The 20,550-nt window shown below is 49.3% G+C and carries 20 protein-coding genes; 18 read left to right on the top strand and 2 right to left on the bottom strand.

All coding sequences use genetic code 11. The features are described from left to right. The first annotated feature begins 216 nt into the window (after window positions 1-216). The 12 genes from recA to AC0VZ8_RS21120 all read left to right on the top strand — a co-directional run bounded on the left by recA (window position 217) and on the right by AC0VZ8_RS21120 (window position 12,683). The gene (gene recA, locus AC0VZ8_RS21175) at window positions 217-1,278 is read left to right on the top strand and encodes a recombinase RecA (protein ID WP_194544872.1); all 1,062 of its coding nucleotides are present in this window, start codon (window positions 217-219) and stop codon (window positions 1,276-1,278) included. Between the two features lie 142 nt (window positions 1,279-1,420). Beyond that, window positions 1,421-2,158 (top strand): regulatory protein RecX, encoded by a 738-nt coding sequence (locus AC0VZ8_RS21170; RefSeq protein WP_071220151.1) that lies wholly within the window; start codon window positions 1,421-1,423, stop codon window positions 2,156-2,158. A 359-nt stretch (window positions 2,159-2,517) separates the two neighbouring features. Continuing rightward, window positions 2,518-4,059: a ribonuclease Y gene (gene rny, locus AC0VZ8_RS21165; protein WP_071220152.1), complete on the top strand. Its 1,542-nt coding sequence runs from the start codon at window positions 2,518-2,520 to the stop codon at window positions 4,057-4,059. A gap of 136 nt (window positions 4,060-4,195) precedes the next feature. Next, window positions 4,196-4,990, top strand: a complete 795-nt coding sequence (locus AC0VZ8_RS21160; protein ID WP_260065710.1) for a TIGR00282 family metallophosphoesterase — start codon at window positions 4,196-4,198, stop codon at window positions 4,988-4,990. Between the two features lie 129 nt (window positions 4,991-5,119). After that, complete coding sequence (locus AC0VZ8_RS21155) at window positions 5,120-5,380, top strand: stage V sporulation protein S (RefSeq protein WP_006211249.1); 261 nt, start codon at window positions 5,120-5,122, stop codon at window positions 5,378-5,380. A 91-nt stretch (window positions 5,381-5,471) separates the two neighbouring features. Then, on the top strand, window positions 5,472-6,428 hold the full coding sequence (locus AC0VZ8_RS21150; protein ID WP_475484312.1) for a dipeptidase: 957 nt from the start codon (window positions 5,472-5,474) through the stop codon (window positions 6,426-6,428). 178 nt (window positions 6,429-6,606) lie between these two features. After that, complete coding sequence (gene pduL, locus AC0VZ8_RS21145; RefSeq protein WP_071220154.1) at window positions 6,607-7,179, top strand: phosphate propanoyltransferase; 573 nt, start codon at window positions 6,607-6,609, stop codon at window positions 7,177-7,179. Between the two features lie 311 nt (window positions 7,180-7,490). Then, entirely contained in the window at window positions 7,491-9,050 is a 1,560-nt protein-coding gene (gene miaB / locus AC0VZ8_RS21140; RefSeq protein ID WP_475484311.1) for a tRNA (N6-isopentenyl adenosine(37)-C2)-methylthiotransferase MiaB, read from the top strand. A gap of 103 nt (window positions 9,051-9,153) precedes the next feature. Beyond that, on the top strand, window positions 9,154-9,603 hold the full coding sequence (locus AC0VZ8_RS21135) for a YlbF/YmcA family competence regulator (protein WP_071220156.1): 450 nt from the start codon (window positions 9,154-9,156) through the stop codon (window positions 9,601-9,603). Window positions 9,604-9,765: 162 nt separating this feature from the next. Then, a complete protein-coding gene (locus tag AC0VZ8_RS21130) occupies window positions 9,766-10,551 on the top strand; it encodes an NUDIX hydrolase (RefSeq protein ID WP_475484310.1) in 786 nt (261 codons plus the stop codon). Between the two features lie 62 nt (window positions 10,552-10,613). Beyond that, complete coding sequence (locus AC0VZ8_RS21125; protein WP_475484309.1) at window positions 10,614-11,171, top strand: cysteine hydrolase family protein; 558 nt, start codon at window positions 10,614-10,616, stop codon at window positions 11,169-11,171. A 57-nt stretch (window positions 11,172-11,228) separates the two neighbouring features. Further along, a complete protein-coding gene (locus tag AC0VZ8_RS21120) occupies window positions 11,229-12,683 on the top strand; it encodes a nicotinate phosphoribosyltransferase (RefSeq protein ID WP_475487733.1) in 1,455 nt (484 codons plus the stop codon). A gap of 80 nt (window positions 12,684-12,763) precedes the next feature. Here AC0VZ8_RS21120 and AC0VZ8_RS21115 read toward each other — a convergent pair whose 3' ends face one another. Continuing rightward, window positions 12,764-13,564, bottom strand: coding sequence for a hypothetical protein (locus tag AC0VZ8_RS21115; RefSeq protein WP_475484308.1), 801 nt, complete (start codon window positions 13,562-13,564; stop codon window positions 12,764-12,766). A 209-nt stretch (window positions 13,565-13,773) separates the two neighbouring features. Between AC0VZ8_RS21115 and AC0VZ8_RS21110 the strand changes: the two genes are divergently transcribed. Further along, window positions 13,774-14,772 carry an NADPH:quinone oxidoreductase family protein gene (locus tag AC0VZ8_RS21110; protein ID WP_475484307.1) on the top strand — a complete coding sequence of 333 codons (999 nt, stop codon included), beginning with the start codon at window positions 13,774-13,776 and terminating at the stop codon, window positions 14,770-14,772. 92 nt (window positions 14,773-14,864) lie between these two features. Continuing rightward, on the top strand, window positions 14,865-15,392 hold the full coding sequence (locus AC0VZ8_RS21105; RefSeq protein WP_475484306.1) for a hypothetical protein: 528 nt from the start codon (window positions 14,865-14,867) through the stop codon (window positions 15,390-15,392). Between the two features lie 60 nt (window positions 15,393-15,452). Here AC0VZ8_RS21105 and AC0VZ8_RS21100 read toward each other — a convergent pair whose 3' ends face one another. Beyond that, window positions 15,453-15,971 (bottom strand): MogA/MoaB family molybdenum cofactor biosynthesis protein, encoded by a 519-nt coding sequence (locus AC0VZ8_RS21100; protein WP_475484305.1) that lies wholly within the window; start codon window positions 15,969-15,971, stop codon window positions 15,453-15,455. Window positions 15,972-16,078: 107 nt separating this feature from the next. Between AC0VZ8_RS21100 and AC0VZ8_RS21095 the strand changes: the two genes are divergently transcribed. The 4 genes from AC0VZ8_RS21095 to AC0VZ8_RS21080 all read left to right on the top strand — a co-directional run bounded on the left by AC0VZ8_RS21095 (window position 16,079) and on the right by AC0VZ8_RS21080 (window position 20,501). Further along, a complete protein-coding gene (locus AC0VZ8_RS21095) occupies window positions 16,079-17,134 on the top strand; it encodes a CobW family GTP-binding protein (protein WP_475484304.1) in 1,056 nt (351 codons plus the stop codon). Window positions 17,135-17,260: 126 nt separating this feature from the next. Next, window positions 17,261-17,599 (top strand): four-helix bundle copper-binding protein, encoded by a 339-nt coding sequence (locus AC0VZ8_RS21090; protein WP_071220165.1) that lies wholly within the window; start codon window positions 17,261-17,263, stop codon window positions 17,597-17,599. Between the two features lie 166 nt (window positions 17,600-17,765). Continuing rightward, window positions 17,766-18,986: an ROK family protein gene (locus AC0VZ8_RS21085; RefSeq protein ID WP_071220166.1), complete on the top strand. Its 1,221-nt coding sequence runs from the start codon at window positions 17,766-17,768 to the stop codon at window positions 18,984-18,986. Between the two features lie 195 nt (window positions 18,987-19,181). Continuing rightward, complete coding sequence (locus AC0VZ8_RS21080; RefSeq protein WP_260065211.1) at window positions 19,182-20,501, top strand: ABC transporter substrate-binding protein; 1,320 nt, start codon at window positions 19,182-19,184, stop codon at window positions 20,499-20,501. Window positions 20,502-20,550 lie beyond the last annotated feature (49 nt).

The following is a 20,550-nucleotide window of genomic DNA, read 5'->3' as shown; positions in this document are numbered from 1 at the left end:
AATTAACGAACAGTTCCGAGTATAATGGGAAATACGGAAGAACCGTGGCATATCGTATGATGTTGCCACGGTTCTTGTTGTTTATACATAAGGCATGGAGCATATACGGGAAGGGGTGCCGAATAAAAAAAACGAATGTATGTTCGAAAAAAAGCTTGGCAAACGTGTCAAAACAAGGTATGATATGACTATCAACAGTGAAGGGTTGTGGAACAATTGTCAGATCGTCGTGCTGCGCTGGAAATGGCGCTTCGTCAGATAGAGAAACAGTTCGGAAAAGGTTCCATCATGAAACTGGGTGAATCCACCCACATGCAAGTAGAGATTGTGCCGAGCGGATCGTTGGCATTGGATATAGCTTTAGGAACCGGCGGCTTGCCTAGAGGCCGGATTATTGAAGTATATGGACCGGAATCCTCCGGTAAAACAACAGTAGCCCTCCATGCGATTGCGGAAGTTCAGAAGGCTGGTGGACAGGCTGCATTTATCGATGCCGAGCATGCTCTGGATCCATCGTATGCAAGCAAACTGGGCGTTAACATTGATGAATTGCTGCTCTCCCAACCGGACACGGGTGAGCAGGCGCTGGAAATTGCGGAAGCTCTGGTACGCAGTGGTGCAGTTGATATCATCGTTATTGACTCGGTTGCTGCACTGGTACCAAAAGCTGAAATTGAAGGCGACATGGGTGACTCCCACGTAGGTCTGCAAGCTCGTCTGATGTCCCAGGCTCTTCGGAAATTGTCGGGTGCTATTAATAAATCGAAAACAATTGCCATCTTTATCAACCAGCTTCGTGAGAAGGTTGGTGTTATGTTCGGTAACCCTGAGACGACTCCAGGTGGACGTGCTTTGAAGTTCTACTCGACGGTTCGTTTGGACGTGCGTCGAATTGAGAGCATCAAGATGGGGAACGATGTGGTGGGTAACCGCACACGGATTAAGGTTGTTAAGAACAAGGTAGCGCCACCTTTCAAACAGGCTGAGCTTGATATTATGTACGGTGAAGGCATCTCTAGAGAGGGAAGCCTGATCGATATCGGAACGGAACTCGATATCGTGGATAAGAGCGGCGCATGGTATTCTTATTCAGGTGACCGTCTTGGCCAAGGACGGGAGAATGCAAAGCAATTCTTGAAAGAGAATCCGGAGATCGCTAGTGTTATCGAGAACAAAATTCGTGAAGCGAGCAATCTGACCACGGCTGTTCCTGAGCCTTCCGAGAAGGATAAGGAACAAGAGGAATTAGAAGAGCAAGAGTTGTTTAAAGTAGAGTAGTACATTGCTGGTTATCGATTACAGTGTTGAGGACCGTCCGGTGTTTGTAACGCCAGACGGTCTTCTTTGCATTTATTCAGACTTCCAGATGCAGTCTTGGTTATTTTACTCAGAAATGGTGCGGTAGTGAGAGGAGCGACATATGGAAGAAGAGAATAAGGAAATGTCGGAGCAGGCAGAAGCATCAGGTATAGGACATTTTCCGGACCATGAGGATTTGATTGTAACGTCAGTTGAAATGCTGAAAAAGCCCAAGCACCGATACCAAATCGCGTTTGGTCCGTACCTCATGACCGTTCATGAAGATGTGATGCTGAAATACCGGATGTTCAAGGGGAATGTTTTTCGCAAGGAAGAGCTTGAAGAAATTATCGTGGCGGATGAACGACAGAGGGCTTATGTAGAGGCGCTGAATCATCTGTCCAGGAAACCCAGAACAGCCAAGGAGATCACCCAGCGTCTGCAGCAAAAAGGTTTTGAGCCGAGCTGCATAGAGACGACGCTGGAGCGATTGGAGAAGGACAAGCTGATTGATGACGCGTTATACGCCAAGATGTGGACAGAGCAGCGAATGACAAGCCATAAGAAGGGACGGCTGTGGGTCAAACAGGAGCTGAGACAGAAGGGAATCGGCACGGAGCTGATCTCCGAGGCTCTGGGCGAGATCAGTGCAGATGCCGAATTGGAGAGCGCGCTTGCCGTGGGACGGAAAAAATGGCAGCAAACCCATGGAGAGATGCTGGATCGCAAACGTAAAACGGGAGCATATTTAATGCGTAGAGGCTTCGGCGGGGATCAGGTGCGTCAGGTGCTCAAGCGTTTGGTTGACGAGGATCAGGAAAAGGGCGAGTGGGACGACGAGCTGGAAGATTTCGAATAAAGGGCAGTTTAGGTACTTTTTCGCGAAAGAAATGGTTTCATTGGATGAAACTGACGTTTACCCATTGCTTTCCCTTGACAATATCTTTTTATAAATACTAAAATAAATATGAATCTTTTTATCATAAATTAGAATCCTTTTTCCTTCCAAAAAAGTGACTACTTTGTGAAAGATTCTTTAATCGCCAATTCATAGTGAAATGTATTCCGCTGGCTAAGGCGGGATTTGCGTACGTGATACGGCGTGCGCAGTATGGACGGCAGCTTCCACTGCCGGAAAATTTTATGTATGAATGAGTAACCTGACAATTGCACATTTCCCAAGGAATGCCTTGGAGGAACCAACGAGGAGGTGATCAGATGGATTCCATTTGGTGGATCATAATCGTTCTCGTTGTAGCCGCTATATTCTTTGGGTTCGGTTATTTTATTCGCAAATCCCTTGCAGAAGCTAAAATTTCCAGTGCCGAGCATGCCGCTTTGCAGATCGTAGAAAGTGCGAAGAAGGAAGCAGAAGCATTGAAGAAAGAAACGGTTCTCGAAGCTAAAGACGAAGTTCATAAAATTAGAGCCGAAGCTGAAAAAGACACTCGTGAGCGCCGGAATGAAATTCAACGGCAGGAGCGCAGATTGTTGCAAAAGGAAGAGTCGCTGGATAAAAAAATAGAATCTTTGGAACGTAAAGAAGAACAAGTGGCGAACAAAGAGAAACGAATAGAAGAGACACAGCAGCAAATCGATGCCATTTACAAGAAACAAACGACAGAACTGGAGCGCATCTCCAATCTGACGATGGAGGATGCCCGCAGCATTATTCTCAGTAATGTTGAGCAGGAAGTTCGTCATGAAACCGCTCAGATGATTAAAGAAATCGAGCAGCAGGCGAAGGAAGAGGCAGATAAGAAATCACGCGAGATCATTACGCTGGCTATTCAGCGCTGTGCGGCTGATCACGTCGCGGAGACCACGGTATCTGTTGTCACTTTGCCGAATGAAGAAATGAAGGGCCGGATTATCGGACGTGAAGGCCGGAATATTCGTGCGCTTGAGACCCTTACAGGGATTGACCTTATTATCGATGATACTCCGGAAGCTGTTATTCTCTCCGGTTTTGATCCGATTCGCCGTGAAATTGCCCGTACAGCTTTGGAAAAGCTCGTGGCGGACGGACGGATTCATCCGGCTCGTATCGAAGAAATGGTGGAGAAATCCCGCAAGGAAGTGGACGAACGCATTCGCGAATACGGAGAACAAGCCACTTTCGAGGTTGGCGTTCACGGTTTGCACCCAGATTTGATCAAAATTCTGGGCCGACTGAAATTCCGTACAAGCTATGGACAAAATGTGTTGAAACACTCCATGGAAGTGGCCTATTTGACTGGCCTGATGGCCGGCGAACTGGGTGAAGACATCGTGCTTGCGAAACGGGCAGGACTGTTGCATGACATCGGGAAAGCGCTGGATCATGAAGTGGAAGGATCGCACGTTGAAATCGGCGTGGAGCTGGCGAAGAAGTATAAGGAACATCCGGTGGTTATCAACAGCATTGCCTCTCATCACGGTGATTGTGAAGCAACTTCGGTTATTGCCATGCTGGTTGGCGCAGCTGACGCATTGTCTGCTGCAAGACCGGGAGCACGCAGAGAGACGCTTGAGACGTATATCCGCCGTCTTGAGAAGCTCGAAGAAATTTCCGAATCCTTTGAAGGCGTTGAGAAATCCTACGCCATTCAAGCGGGACGTGAAGTTCGCGTCATGGTACAGCCTGAGAAAATCGACGATGCCGAAGCATTCCGCTTGGCGCGTGACATTACCAAAACCATTGAGAATGAACTGGATTATCCGGGTCATATCAAAGTCACCGTCATCCGGGAAACCCGAGCGGTGGATTACGCGAAATAGAGTTTGGACCTTAAAAAGTGGCCGCAATCCGGCCACTTTTTATCTTTCAAGTACCGAAAATACAGTTTTGGACATTTATGAATCGGGAACGGTCCTGCCGGGAATCAGGACAAGCATCCCTGAAGGAGTGATTGACATCAACGTATTATTCATTGGAGACATTGTCGGCAGTACAGGGCGTAAAGCTTTGAAGGCTTCTCTTCCGGAGCTGAAGTCCAAATATAATCCGCACATCATTATTGCCAATGGGGAGAATGCTGCTTCAGGGCGGGGCATTACCTCGGCCATCGCCAATGAATTTTTCAATTGGGGCATTCATGGCATCACTTTGGGTAACCACACCTGGGATAACAAGGACATTTTTGAGTTTATTGATGATGAGCCGCGCATGATTCGTCCGGCAAATTTTCCGCCCGGCACCCCGGGGCGTGGATACACAATCATCAAAGCGAACGGCAAACAGCTGGCGATCGTGAATCTACAAGGACGAACCTTCCTGCCAGCCATCGATTGCCCGTTTCGCGCAGCCGATTTCATTGTGGATGAGCTTCGCCAGAAGACGAAGTGCATTCTGGTGGACTTCCATGCTGAAGCGACGTCGGAGAAGATTGCCATGGGATGGCATCTGGAAGGCCGCGCCTCGATGGTGGTCGGAACGCACACCCACGTGCAAAGCAATGACGATACCATACTGCCGGGAGGAACAGCTTATATTACGGATACCGGCATGGTGGGCTCCAAGGAAGGCATCCTCGGCATGCAGCGTGATGCGGTGATGTATAAGTTCAAGACCCAGCTTCCTGCCCGTTTCCAGGTCGACGAAGGTAAATGGCAGTTCCATGCGGTATGCGTGGATATGGATGAGGACACGGGAAGAGCCCGGAAGATACAGAAAATCCGCATGTACGAAGACGAATGGCGGATGGATTAAAAAAGGCGGAATCCGTTTAATTAAATTAGGAACGGATGGTAAAAAGCAGGAATTTTTTCCCCTCTCACGAATAACATCTAGTAAGCGGAAGCAAACCATCACTCAACATTCCCAGGGGAGGTACTTACCATGGAAGTATTAAAAGTTTCAGCAAAATCCAATCCTAATTCAGTTGCAGGGGCGCTCGCTGGAGTTCTTAGGGAGCGGGGCGGAGCGGAACTGCAAGCGATTGGGGCGGGAGCACTGAACCAGGCCATTAAAGCGGTAGCGATTGCCCGGGGATTTGTAGCACCGAGCGGGGTGGATTTGATTTGCATCCCTGCTTTTACGGATATTGTGATTGATGGCGAAGACCGGACGGCAATTAAATTGATCGTAGAACCTAGATAAATTTCGAATGTTGAGGTATTAGCCTGTTTACTCTACTTGGTGTAAACAGGCTTTTTGCTGTGACAAGTTCAGAAGGGAGATGAGCGGCGCGATGCGTACGGTTGATTTTCACTGTGATGTTTTGAGCAAAATGTGGGAAGCTCCCCAAGCCTCCTTTGTGGACGACCCGCATTTGGATGTAACGCTGCAGCGCATGGAGGAGGGCGACCTGGCCCTTCAGGTGTTCGCTGTTTTTTTATCGGAGAAATGGGGTAGACCATCCTTTGAACGGGTGCTGGCACAACTCGATACATATCGCAGCCGCATCGTTAAACCGGGACATCTTAAGCCCCTGCTTTGGCGGGAGCAGCTCCAAGAGATCAGACAAGGGCAGCATGGACGGTTCGGCGTTCTGTCTTTGGAAGGCGTTGACGGGCTGGAGGGGAATTTGTATTACGTCCAGCTCTTGTTTGAGATGGGCGTGCGTTTGATGGGGGTTACCTGGAATTATGCGAACTGGGCTGCGGATGGAGCATTAGAGCAGCGAAATGGGGGATTCACGGAACGGGGAAGGCAGCTGGTAGAGGTATGCCATTCGACGGGCATCATTCTGGATGTGTCTCATCTGTCCCAAGCTGGCTTCTGGGAGCTCGTGGAGCTGACCAAAGGGCCTATCATCGCCTCGCATTCCAATGCGTACTCCGTCTGCCAGCATCCCCGGAATTTGAATGATGAGCAGATAAGGGCACTAATTGCGCTAAACGGAATGATTGGAATCACGTTTGTGCCCTGGTTTATCCGCAGCGGAGTAGATCGTGTGAAGCCGGAGGACATATTGCCGCATATCGAGAAGATTTGTGAGCTGGGCGGTGAAAAGCACATCATGTTTGGTTCGGACTTCGACGGGATTGATCAATGGGTTGCCGGGCTTGAGCATCCGGGCCGGTATCCTGAATTTCAGGAGCTGCTGCTTAAACATTACCCGGAATCGATGGTAAAGGGCTGGATGTCGGAGTATGCCCTCCATTTTCTTGAGCAGAATTTACCTTCATTGTCAGCCCAAGCATAGTAACCTTTCGCATAACGACCATGATTCGAGGATAACTTTGACAATCCTGTTGCAGATTGCTCGTGAATCGGAAGAAGGCGGCCTGAATCACCCGGGTTGCCTTTTTATTTTTGGGTAATAGAGAGTATAATAGGTGATGGCATGTACAGCATATAGAGAAAAACAAGGAGTGAGACAGATGAGTAAAACTGTACCTGTGGGTGTATCCGCCCGCCATATTCATTTAACCCAAGAGCATATTGAGGCATTGTTCGGCCCTGGATATCAGCTGACAGAGTTCAAACCATTGTCCCAGCCAGGACAATTCGCAGCCAACGAAACGGTAGCGGTTATTGGAACGAAGGGACAATTCGATAAAGTAAGAATTTTGGGACCTGCACGTCCTGCAACCCAACTGGAGATTTCCCGCACGGATTCCTTCGCCATCGGTGTGAAAGCACCTGTACGCGAATCCGGAAACATCGCTGGAACCCCGGGAATCACGATCAAAGGTCCGGCTGGTGAAGTAACGGTGGATGAAGGTGTCATCGTAGCCGCTCGTCATATTCACTTCCACACATCCGATGCGGATCAATGGGGTATTAAAGACAAGGACCTGCTGAAGGTACGCTTAGGCGGCGAACGCGGTCTTGTTCTGGAGAACGTCATTGCCCGCGTATCCGACAATTTTGCGCTCGACATGCATATCGATACCGATGAAGCTAACGCTGCCGGCGCCAAAAACGGAGATACTGCTGAAATTATTGATTAATCTATAGCTTCAGTAAACTTCATGAACATACTGTATGTGTCACGCATGTGCTGCTGTTAAGCGTTTTTAGCGACAGCTGGAAGAGCCTGAGTCGATTCATTTCGATTTCAGGCTCTTTTTTGAAATTTTCTACGGGTTCCATGTTTCGGAAGGCCTATTTTGAAGGAGAGAGCGTCTGTTAAGGTTTGGACTCATTAATGCCCAAGGTGGTAGCTTAGGCAATAAGATCATGATATAATTTAAAACAGTGCCTATTTAAGATATTTTGTCATGTAAACCAGAGATTTTGTGGATCTAAGGAGTGACCTAGCATGTCCAAAGAAAGTAAGGACTACTCCAAGTATTTTGATTTTTCAGGAGCCAAAGTTCTCTCCGAAGATGAACACGGGAAGAGAATTCGCATCAATGGCCGGGAAATCAACATCCTTTCGGAGCCTAATCATAGACAGGAAAAACAGCGCGGCAAGCAGAGTGTCGAAGTCTTGTACGATACCGAGCTGCCGGAAGCGTTTCGAACCCTTGGGGCTGGCAAGCATTATATCGTGTATACGTACGGATGTCAGATGAATGAGCATGATTCCGAAACGATTAAAGGATTGCTGGAGCAGATGGGCTACCGGGCAACCGAGGATCGGAAGCAGGCGGACATCATCTTGCTCAATACGTGTGCCATTCGTGAAAACGCGGAGGATAAAGTGTTTGGCGAACTTGGCCATCTGAAGCATTTGAAGACGGAAAAGCCGGATATGCTCCTTGGCGTTTGCGGCTGCATGTCGCAGGAAGAATCGGTTGTTAATCGAATTCTCCAAAAGCATGGCTTTGTGGATTTGATTTTTGGTACGCATAACGTGCATCGTCTGCCTCATCTTATTCAGGAAGCGCTCTTCAGCAAGGAAATGGTGGTTGAAGTGTGGTCCAAAGAGGGCGACATTGTTGAGAATCTACCGAAAAAGAGAGAAGGTCTCCGCGGCTGGGTCAACATTATGTACGGCTGTGATAAATTCTGTACATACTGTATCGTCCCATATACCCGCGGCAAGGAACGCAGCCGGCGTCCGGAGGATGTCATTGCTGAGGTTCGTGAATTAGCCCGGCAAGGGTATAAGGAAATTACGCTGCTCGGTCAGAACGTGAACGCATATGGCAAAGACTTTGAAGATATCGAATACCGTTTCGGCGATCTGATGGATGATATTCACAAGATCGATATCCCGCGTGTTCGCTTCACTACATCCCATCCAAGGGATTTCGATGATCACCTGATTGAGGTGCTGGCGAAGGGTGGTAACCTGGTCGAGCATATTCACCTGCCGGTACAGTCGGGAAGTACGCAAGTGCTCAAAAAAATGAGCCGCAAATATACGCGTGAGACGTATTTGGAGCTCGCCCATAAAATTAAGAAGGCGATTCCCAATGTAGCATTCACCACCGACATCATTGTCGGATTCCCCGGTGAGACCGATGAGCAGTTTGAGGAGACGCTGTCCCTGGTTCGGGAGGTCGGCTACGACTCCGCTTACACGTTCATTTATTCTCCTCGTGAAGGAACGCCAGCGGCGGTGATGGAGGATAATGTACCGATGGAGGTCAAGAGCGAGCGTCTTCAGCGATTGAATGCCGCCATCAATGAGTACAGCCGCAAGAGCAACGACAGGCTGCTTGGCTCTACGGTGGAGGTGCTGGTAGAAGGAGTCAGCAAGAACAATGATTCCATGCTGTCGGGACGCACGCGTACGAACAAGCTGGTGCATTTCGAAGGCTCGATTGACCTCATAGGCAGCTTCGTAAATGTCCTGATTACGGATACGAAGACCTGGTATATCAAAGGGGATAGAATCCCGGACACGATTCCTGCCTCGGATGCGGTATAATAGAGGAGCAGGCAGCATTCAAATGCAGCATAGGGCCGCGAACAAAAAAACGGCCGGTGCTGCATATTCCCATATAGATGATGAAGAATTGGAGCGATGAACCTTGGCACATGATCATGTTCGTACGAACACATACGGTATGTCAACTTACAACACGCGTGAATTGATTATACGTGACGATATTTTGGCAAAAGCCGGCGAGCTGGCGGAATTAATATCCACCAGTGAAGAAGTTCAGATGTTTAAGCAGGCCGAAGAGAAGATCCAGAACCACGAACGGGTTCAAAACCTGATAAAAACCATTAAGAAAAAGCAAAAGGAAATCGTGGCTTTTGAAACGTTCCAGAACAAGGATATGGTCGCCAAAATCGAACGGGAGATCGAAGAACTGCAAGAGGAGATTGACGGTATTCCGCTCGTGATGGAGTTCCAGCAAAGTCAAAGCGACATTAATTATCTTCTTCAGCTGGTCGTATCCGTGATTCATGATACGGTTTCGGAAAAAGTGAATGTGGAAACAGGAAAAGATACGCCGCCAAGCAGCTGCGGATAGATGAAACGAGGTGCGGAATGGTTCCGCACCTTTTCTATTCTTGTTATTTCATGTACAGAATGAGAATGAATAGGGCATAGTAAACTTATATAAAGGATGGGGTCAGGAAATCCTTGACATCATTTTTAAATATGTCATAATGAAATTATCAAAATAATAGTTATGGTGATGGAAATGACGGATAGCGAACAGGCTCCAAAGAGCAGTGCCAAGAAATACAGAACACCGGATGGTGTGCCCGCTGATATCGTGATGTTTACCTTAACGAAGCGGGAACGGAAAACCTTCACCAAGACATTGCCCATACGCGAGCTTAAGGTGATGCTGATCAGGCGCAGGTCATGGCCATGTGCGGGTATGTGGGCACTCCCCGGCGGATTTTGCCGTGAGAGTGAGTCGATCTACGATGCCGCCAAACGGGAGCTGAAAGAAGAGACCGGGGTGGATGGCGGCCATTTGGAGTACTTGGGCGTGTACAGCGCACCGGGACGGGATCCAAGGGGCTGGATTATCAGCCATGCATTCTACGCGCTGGTAGAAGAATGGATGCTGGAGCATCGCCAGGCTGCCGATGATGCGGAAGAGGTAGGTCTGTTTACGGTCGCGGAAGCTTTGGAAGAGTTGGAGCTTGCTTTTGACCACAGGGATATCATCATGGATGCGTACCGCAAGATTCAGCAGCAAATGCTGCAGACGACGATTGCGCGGCAGTTTTTACCGGAGCATTTTACACTGAGCGAGTTATATCAGGTCATCCAGACGGTTGTGCCCGAGTTCAACGAGCCCAATTTTATCCGTAAAATCACGTCGACCCGCAGCAGGCAGGGGATACTGGAAGAAGCAAGGGATGAGAACGGCAAGCCGCTAAACTCCAATCAATATTCCCAGCGGCCGGCCCAATTGTATCGGTTTACGGATCATGCACCATTGCTATCGATTTATACGTAGGATGGGATTCACAAGCTGTTTTTTATCGATCACATTAATCATGTCGTAGAGGAGTGTGTCAGATGAAAGCCTTGATCGTGATAGATTTCACGAATGATTTCGTGGATGGCAATCTGCCGGTAGGGAAGCCCGCCATTGACATTCAGAACAACATCGCGGAGCTGACCAAGTTATACAGCGATCGTGGTGATTTTGTTGTCATGGCCGTGGACCTGCATGAGAGCAATGACGCTTACCATCCCGAAACCAAGCTGTTCCCTCCGCATAACATTCGGGGAACCCGGGGTCGGGAATTATACGGTGAACTTCAGCGGGTGTATGAGGAACGAAAAGACGCCATCTACTGGATGGACAAAACGAGATACAGCGCATTTTGTGGTACGGATCTGAACCAGAAGCTGCGGGAACGCGGGATTACCGAAGTCGATCTTATCGGAGTTTGCACCGACATCTGCGTGCTGCATACCGCAGTGGATGCCTATAATTACGGATATCGGATTACCGTTTATGAAGATGCCGTCGCAAGCTTTAATCCGGAAGGACACAAGTGGGCTTTAAGTCACTTTCAAAGCAGTCTCGGGGCATCGGTAGTGCGAAGTAAGGAACTTCTTAATCAATAGACAGCTTGAACCACCCGGAAGCCAAGATGAACCGGGTAACAGTGGAGGATGATCGTGATGCTGACAGCAGGATTAGCACTACACACGGACAAATACCAGATTAACATGATGTACGCTCACTGGATTAATGGCTCTCATCGTACGCGTGCGGTGTTTGAGGCGTATTTCCGTAAGCTGCCATTCGGTAACGGATATGCCGTTTTTGCCGGTCTTGAGCGGATTGTGCATTATATTGAATCCTTGCGTTTCTCGGATGAGGATATCGCGTATTTGGCCAAACAGGAAGAGAAGTATAAACCTGAATTTCTCGAAGAGCTTCGCCGATTCTGTTTTCAAGGGAATATTCATTCCATGAAGGAGGGGGCGCTGGTATTCCCGAATGAGCCGCTCATTCGAGTGGAAGGCACCATTTTCGAGACACAGCTGGTCGAAACGGCACTCTTGAACTTTATGAACTTTCAAACCTTGATCGCTACCAAAGCGTCCCGTATCCGGCAGGTTGCCAGCGGCGATACCTTGCTGGAGTTTGGTACAAGACGTGCACAGGAAGCGGATGCGGCGGTATGGGGGGCGCGTGCTGCGTATCTGGCCGGTTTCCATGCCACGTCGAATATGCTGGCTGGCGAGAAATTCGGCATCCCGACAAAAGGCACGCATGCGCATTCCTGGGTGCAGACCTTCCGGAGCGAGCAGGAGGCCTTTGATATATTTGCCGAGGTTATGCCGGATCAAGTGACGCTGCTGGTGGATACCTTCGATACGTTAAAGAGCGGGATTCCCCATGCCATCGTAACGGCGAAGAAGCTGGAGGCCCAAGGGAAAAGGATGAATGCCATTCGTTTAGATAGCGGGGATTTGGCGTACCTGTCGATTCAGGCAAGGAAGATGCTGGATGAGGCCGGTCTTCATTACGTCGGTATCGTGGCATCGAACGATCTGGATGAAGGCACCATTCTGGATCTCAAGGCGCAAGGGGCCAAAGTAGATACTTGGGGCGTCGGTACCCAATTGATTACGGCAGCCGACCAGCCTGCGCTTGGGGGCGTTTATAAGCTGGTGGAGCGGGAGGTTGACGGGAAGATGGTACCGACCATCAAAATCTCGGGCAACCCCGAAAAAGTATCTACCCCAGGCAAAAAAGAGGTATACCGCATCATATCCAAGGGCAGCGGCAAAGCGATCGCCGATTACATCTGCTTCCCGGAAGAAGAGATGCCGCCGGAAAACGGGAAATTAAAGCTGTTTAATCCGCTGCATCCTTACATGCGCAAGAATGTAAAGAACTTTGAAGCGGTGTCCATGCTTGAACCGGTGTTTGTGAATGGCGAACTGGTGTATGAGCTGCCGAAGCTCGAAGAGATTCGCAGCTATCATGATGCTCAGCTGGGTCAGTTCTGGCCGGAGTATCTGCGTAAGCTGAATCCGGAAATTTACCGTGTGAATCTGAGTGAAGAGGTCTGGGAAGTGAAACAGCGGATGATGGCCGAGTTCATGGAACAGCATGAAGATTAGGTTATAAAATACAGCAATGAAAAAGACGCTTTCCCAATCTTGCCGCTTGGCAGGAGAAGGGGCGTCTTTTTGTACTCGGCCTATAGGTCAAGTCGATCCACTATACTTCCGTTGACGTCACGCGCGGTGAGATGAACCTTGTCCTTGTTCTCTAGCATGTCAGGCTGGCGTTCGTAATACCACATGTACCAATCTTCACTGACATCAGGCCTCAGTTGTTGGTAGGGTATGGTATGTGCCGGCTGACCATTTACATGAATCCGAATGGGTTCTGTGCTCCTATACAGGCCAAACACGAGTGATGAATCCAGGTTTGTCTCCGAGAATACGGACGGAGAAGCGGGATTCTCAGGAGAAGGGTATAATGTAGTTACGGCGGACATATTCCATCCGAACCATCCTTTGGTATAGGTGGATAATTGCAGTCCCAGTCCAGGTGTACCCACGAAAGCATAAACATTCTCAGAGGTTAATTCGGATTGTATGATTTCAGCATGATCTATGCGGAAAGGTGCTTCAAGAAAAGCATGTTTCTCGTTCAATACCGCCGCTTCTACCGAGCGGTGTGTGTTTGTGTATTCGTAGATCCCTGTCATTAAAATGAAGAGGAGGCCGATTAGTACGTACACTTTGAGACCAGACCAGGTAATTAAAGGGAAAACCCAGAAGACCAGTCTAAACAGCGTAAGAATGAGACCCAAACTCAAAAAGAAAACGAGAAACGAGCCGGCAATGCCCCCTGATTGTGTATGAATACCAAGGAATCCAAAAACCTGGCTGATCGGTTTATGGACGACCGGTAACAGAAGTAGTGTTACCAGCGTGAGCAAGTACGAGAAGCGGAAGGATCTACGTGTAGATCCATGATCAAAATGAGTCATAACGTGGATTTCAACTCCTGCTGATCATTTTTTTGTAAAAGTATTCTTTTTCCATAATAACATAATTCTGATTATAAAGATGATACTGGATCATTTCTCGGGAAAGCGCACAAGTCGCCATATTCCGAGAGCATTTATGAAGCTTCGACATTCATGGTGCAGATCAAGATTGATATCCAGTACCTCCACAAACCAAAGGAGTGATCCGAGTGTACAACGACATCGAATTTCAGGCCTACGTGCTACGACAAGATGAGCAAGGGGTTCGCGGCAGCGTGGAGAACCTGAGTTTGGAGCAGCTGCCCGAAGGTGACGTTATTGTGCGGGTGTTATACAGCGGGGTTAACTATAAAGACGGGCTGGCCAGCATACCGGAAGGGAAAATTGTCCGCCGGTACCCGTTTATTCCGGGCATTGATCTGGCAGGAACGGTTGTGCATTCCGCTCATGCTGATTACAAGGAAGGCGATTCCGTTCTTTGTACCGGTTATGAATTAGGCGTATCTCATGAAGGCGGGTTCAGCCAGTATGCACGGATTAAGGGAGAATGGCTTGTCCCGCTGCCGCAGGGCTTGTCTCCGCGTGATGCGATGGCTATCGGAACCGCAGGTTTTACGGCTGCATTATCGATAGAGGCCTTGATACGAAATGGACTGCGACAGGAACAGGGGGCCGTTCTAGTTACGGGGGCAACAGGGGGCGTGGGCAGCTTCGCGGTCTCCATCCTGAGTCAATTATGCTATCGCGTGACGGCATCTACAGGCAAATCAAGTCAGAGGGACTGGCTCTTAAAGCTGGGAGCTCATGAAGTGATAACCAGGGAAGAGGCTGCGGCATCCTCCAAGGGGGCCGTCTCTGCCGAGCGATGGGCAGCGGTAGTAGATCCGGTCGGAGGAAACCAACTGGGTTCACTTCTGAAAAGCGTAAAATATGGCGGAAGCGTCGCTGTTTCCGGTATGACGGGTGGCGGTGCTTTTGATTCGACGGTGTTTCCGTTTATCCTTAGAGGCATCAATCTCCTCGGAATCGATTCGGTATACTGCCCTATGGCCTACCGCCGATCGGTATGGTTGAAACTGGCGGATGAATGGAAGCCGGCATCCGTGCTACAAGAAGGAATTACAGAATACAGTCTACACGATCTGCCTGAAGTGCTGAACACCATTCTGCAGGGCGGAGCGGTTGGAAGAAGCGTCATCGCTCTATAATATTACCTTGATTTCTCATACGCATAATGTTCCTCATCCTCAGGCATTCTAAGGGAAGGCAACCTCTGACACCTAAGGAAGGGTGAGTGAACATGAATTATCGCAGAATCGTTACCGTTTTATTGCTTTGTTCCATTCTTGCTATATCGGTCGGTTGTTCCAGGCAGATAGCCAGGGACGAGATGCGCCTTTATAACATGAGGGCTTACGAGGAAGGGTCCAGGGAGGCCCGGATATCGGGACGTGGTTTGAACGGAAAATTCCTTGAGGATCTCCAAGCCTCGTTTAACCAGGTGGGCATGCCGTTGACCAATGAAACCTATGCGGAGGACAACGTCGGCAATATTACGTATCAATACCGGATCAATTATGATGCAAGCCAGTTCATCACCGTATATGTCTATCAGGATCAAGCGGGCAGGGAAAAAGGGATCGAGGAGATATACGGCGTAACAGAAGGGGATGCCAATGCGGCCGGCGGACATAACCTGATCGTGAGCGACAAGGAAACGTCCATCGTATATACGTCGACGGGCGACAAAACGGATAACTATTATGACCAGGTCAAAAAAATAGCGCCCTCCCTGCTTGCCAAACATCAACGACGTGCCAGCAGTTAGGATACTGCCAAGGCCGGATGCCCATATGCATCCGGCCTTTTGCATGGTGCCTGGCGTTGATTATGATCTGTGTTTATCCAGCTCATATTTGATGTGCCGCAGCTCAGGCAGCAGAATCCGGTTCATCGCAAGCTTGACGGCTCCGCTCGAACCCGGCATGGAGAAGACGGCCGTGTGGCTTAGCGTGCCGCCGATCGCACGGCTCAATATGGCCGCAGACCCAATATCCTCCGTAAAGCTTAGGAAGCGGAAGATTTCGCCGAATCCGGGGAGTTCCTTATCAAGCAGTGAGGATACGGCTTCGTAGGTGGTATCCCGGCTCGATATGCCTGTTCCGCCTGTTAGCAGGACGACATCAATCTCCGGATTGCTGACCGCAGTATAGATCGTTTCGCGGATCGTTTCGTAGTCGTCCTGAACAATGCTGTAAGATACAACGGCATGCCCGGCTTCTTCAAGCAAGCTGATCATCAGTTTGCCGCTCTTGTCCGTGTCCTTGGTCCGCGTATCCGAAACCGTAATCACCTTACAGTTCACAGAAGCGGGGGATTGCTGTTTATGCTCTTGCGATGAATTCATAGAAATGACATCTCCTGTTATAGTTAGTGGCGGCGCGCTTGCAGTAGACGGATGAAATGTAGTACACTCGCTAGCATAATCATGATGCACGCAAAGGAGTATGGAACGTGGAGCACGTAACACCCATTTATATTTTATCAGGTTTTCTTGGCAGTGGAAAAACGACATTGCTTAGCCGACTCATTACCTCCTTCAAGCAGCAGGGATTGCGGCCGGCCATTGTCATGAATGAGATCGGCGAGGTCAACATCGAAGGGCTTGTCGCCGGTGAAGAAGTACCGACGGCGGAGATGCTGAGCGGCTGTATTTGTTGTACCATCCGATCCGATTTATCATCTGAAATCGCGATGCTAATCCAGCGGGAGCAGCCGGATGTCATCGTCATTGAAGCGACGGGGATCGCCAATCCGATGGAAATCCTGGACGCGGCGGCGGAAGCTTCTTTATACATGAGAATCGATGTGAAAAAACTGATCACTGTCGTGGATGCCGCGCATCTGCTGCATTTGAATATAGAGCAGAAAGGGAAAACCTATCGTTTGATGCAGGAGCAGATTCGAGCAGCCTCGGCACTTGTCCTCAATAAGATGGACCAAGTGACGGATCAGGGCAAAGAGACGGTTCAGCAGCTGGTCGAGCGCTGGAATCCGTATGCTCCGATCATGCCTGCGGTGCGCTGCGACATAAAGCTTGAAGATCTGCTGCAGAGCGATCCCCAGGACCGGGATGAGCATTCGATTGCACCTAATCGAGAGGGCAGGGATGCCCATGAGGATACAGACAAGAACAAGCAAGCCAACAGCCATGAGCATGACCACAGCCATGAGCATGGTCATGCTCACGATTCTCATGGTCATGCTCACGATTCTCATGATCATGTAATGTCCTACACATACTATTTCAGCCATCCGGTAAACAGTGTGGAATTCGAACGATTGATAGCCGGGCTGCCAAGGGATGTGTACCGGGCGAAGGGCATTCTCACCTTCAGCGATACGAACAGCCGTTTTTTGTTCCAGTACGCGTTTCGCGAATCCGATTTTATGAAGATTACGCCCCAGGGCCAAGTGCCGGATGTGGTGGTGTTTATTGGGGAGCACTTCCAGAAGTCGCTGCTAAGAGAGCAGCTTGAAAAGCTCGAGGGGAAGACAAGCTGGGCATAAGTCAACCATTTGCCTAGTTAACTTGGGCAATTATACCTTGGGTCTTCTGGCCGGTGTTTGATTCAGAGGGCAGTCGAACGTTTAATACAAAGGCATAGCGTAATAACTACAAGGAGGATCTATCCAATGTTAAATGAACTCAAATATAAAGAATGTATCGAAGCATGTCTCCAATGTATGAACGCTTGCAATGTATGTTATGTGTCCTGCCTGAAAGAGTACGAACTGGCCATGCTTCGCGATTGTATAACCCTCGACAGAGAGTGTGCCGATATATGTGCGTTTGCGGCTCAAGCCATGTCACGAAAAAGCCCTTACGTTAAGGAGATTTGCGAGCTGTGCATCAAGGCATGCCTCGCTTGCGCGGAAGAGTGTGGGAAGCATGAGCACGAGCATTGCAAACAATGCGCAGATGCATGCCGGAAATGTGCCGAAGCATGCCGCGAAATGCTGAGCCACGTTTAAGTTAAACAAACGCAATTGTGCGATATCATTAGGCCTGATTTCCCATGAGGAGATCAGGCTTTTCATTTGCAGACTGAGGAAGGGGTTTTACTAACTCCGAATTTTCCCCTATGATAGATGTGTTAGAGGGCAAGTACAATTATTGGTAAAAGAATGAGGTTGTAACATGAATAATTCCGTTGGAAAGAACAATCGGCATGTCCGAAACCTGAATCGTATCGGCATTATTGCGCTGCTCCGCGACTATGGCAGTTTAACGAAAGCGGAAATCGCAGCCAAGATGAATTTGACGTTTACCGCCGTTAACAATTTGGTGGAAGAGCTGATGAGGGATCGGCTGATTGCTGAAGCCGGGTTTTATGACGAGTCCAGCCGGGGCAGGAAGCCCAAACTCCTCTCCTTGAATTCCGGTGATATCTACGCGGTCGGCGTTCATATCAGCGCCTCCTCCGTAAGAGCGGCAGTCATTAATTTGCAGGGGAAAGCGATGATGGAGAAACGCTCCATCTTCGAAGATAACGCGAATCGCGGCAGCGTGGTGAATGTCATTATTTCCACGATCCAAGCCGTATTGGACGAGTCGGGCCTGAAGTCCCAAATCATCGGCATAGGCGTGGGAGCTCCCGGACCGCTGGATCCGGTCCAAGGCAAGATCCTGTCTCCGCCGAACCTTCCCGGGCTGCATCAGGTGCGATTAAAGGGACTGATCGAGGAGAATACGGAGCTTCCGACCCAAATCGAGAAGGACGCTAACGTGATGGCACTCGGTGAGTTATGGTATGGAAACGGCAGGCATTTCAGCAATTTGGTATACGTGGATGCGGATATCGGAATCGGGAGCGGATTGATCTTCAACCAGAAAATATATCAGGGGTACCCTTTTGGAGCCGGTGAGATCGGGCACTGCACGATCGATATTGACGGTCCGCGCTGCAATTGCGGCAATTATGGCTGCCTGGAAGCGATCGCCTCCGGCATCGCCATCGTCCGCAGGGTCGGAGAAGAGCTGCGGCGCGGAGCTGCGAGTTCTCTTAAATCCTCGTTTGATGGCAATGATCACGGATTGGACGTCACCGATGTGATTACGGCCGGTCTGGAAGGAGATCAATTGGCTGCCAACATGCTGAACGAATCGGCTCGTTATGTCGGCATATCTCTGGCGAATGTCATTAATCTGCTTACCCCGGAGACCATTATCATCGGTGGAGTCCTTGCGAACCGATACCCGGATTTCTTCAAATATGTCAAAGAGACATCCTATAACAGAAGCCTGTCCAGCTTCCACAATAAAATCGTGCTACAGCCATCCGAGCTGGGAGAGTTTGCAGGGATCATCGGTGCCGGAACGATCGTGCTCGAAAAATTTCTGAACGAAATGAGCGAGTAGAGGGGAAATGATTACCCTCACCCCCCTTTATTATTAAAGATAGTTTAATAAATTTAGTGAAATAATTAAAAAAATATAGACATTTTATAATGTAAGCGTTTATAATTCCGATATGACTCCTTAATTATTGAATAAGGTTTAATAATTAATGATCGAATGTTCAAATGTTCACTACTACTCATACAGGGGGCCACGATGATGAAGAAGATAAGGCTTGGCACTATGCTTTTAACCTTTGTACTCTTAATGTCAACTGCTTTAGTAGGCTGCGCAGAGACGGACACGAATACATCGGCGAATCCGGCCGATGCCGGCAAAATCACGCTGGAGTTATGGGATTGGTGGGGTGACGGTACGCATAAGGCTGTCATCGAGCAAATTGTAAGTGATTTCAATGCTTCCCAGGACAAAATCGTTGTCAAGCATGTCCATTATCCTTGGGGTGATGTGTGGACAAAGGCGTTAGCGGCAACCGCGGCAGGCAATCCTCCAGACATTGTCATTCAGGATATTAACAGCGTTCCAACCCGGGCGGACGCCAAGCAATCGATGGATTTGCAGCCTTATATCGATAAGGAGCCGGGCTTTAAAGATAAATTCTATCCTCAGCTGTGGGATGCAACCGTTCATGAGGGCCATTCCTACGGCATTCCGTTTACCACGGATACAAGGCTCCTGTTCTACGATAAAGATATGTTCAAAGAAGCGGGCCTGGATCCGGAAGCTCCTCCGTCAACATGGGACGAATTGATTGAGACCGCCAGAAAGCTCGATAAGGTGAGTGACGACGGAAATATCGAGCGCCTGGGATTCTACCCGTTAACCCATGTCGATTGGGACTTCTGGGCATTGAATGCGTCCGGGGGACAGTCTTTCCTCCAACCTGACGGAACTGTAACCGTGAATACGCCTGAGAAGCTGGCAGCCGTGAAATGGGTGAAGGAGAACTATTTTGATTATTACACCAAAAGAAAACTGGATGCGTTTACAGCCGAGTTCGGCAACGGGATGACCAATCCGTTCGTATCCGGCAAGGTAGCGATGATTGCGCAAACGGCTACCGAGTTCACCAAGGTACGCGATTTCGCGCCGGATAAAAATTACGGCATGGCCTTCATTCCCGAGTTCAAAGAAGGCTCAGGGTACTGGTCCTGGGGCGGCGGCTTTACAGCTGAAATTCCGGTCGGGGCCAAGCATCCGGATGCCTCGTGGGAATTCGTCAAGTATTTGACGGATACGAAGGCTCAAACATATTGGGCGACGCAAGTATACGACAGCGTAGCCAACATCGAAGCCGCGGAGAGCAAGGAGGCGCTCTCTCATCCAGTATTCCAAAAAGCGACCGAGAACATGGAGTGGACCGCGCTGACGCCGTTCCCCGTATTCGCGCCAAGCCACATGGACCTCGTGAAACCGAAGGTGGAGGAAGTATGGATCGGCAAAAAGACGCCGGAAGAAGCCATGGCCGAAGCCCAGAAAGCGGTCGAGGATCTCGTGCAGCGAAATAAGAAGTAAGCATCATAACCGTATGATCCGCAAAAGGGCGCGACTCGGTGTTGCACCC

The sequence above is a fragment of the Paenibacillus sp. QJM3NY_38 genome (assembly GCF_056173265.1).
This window is presented reverse-complemented; position numbering and strand designations above follow the sequence as displayed.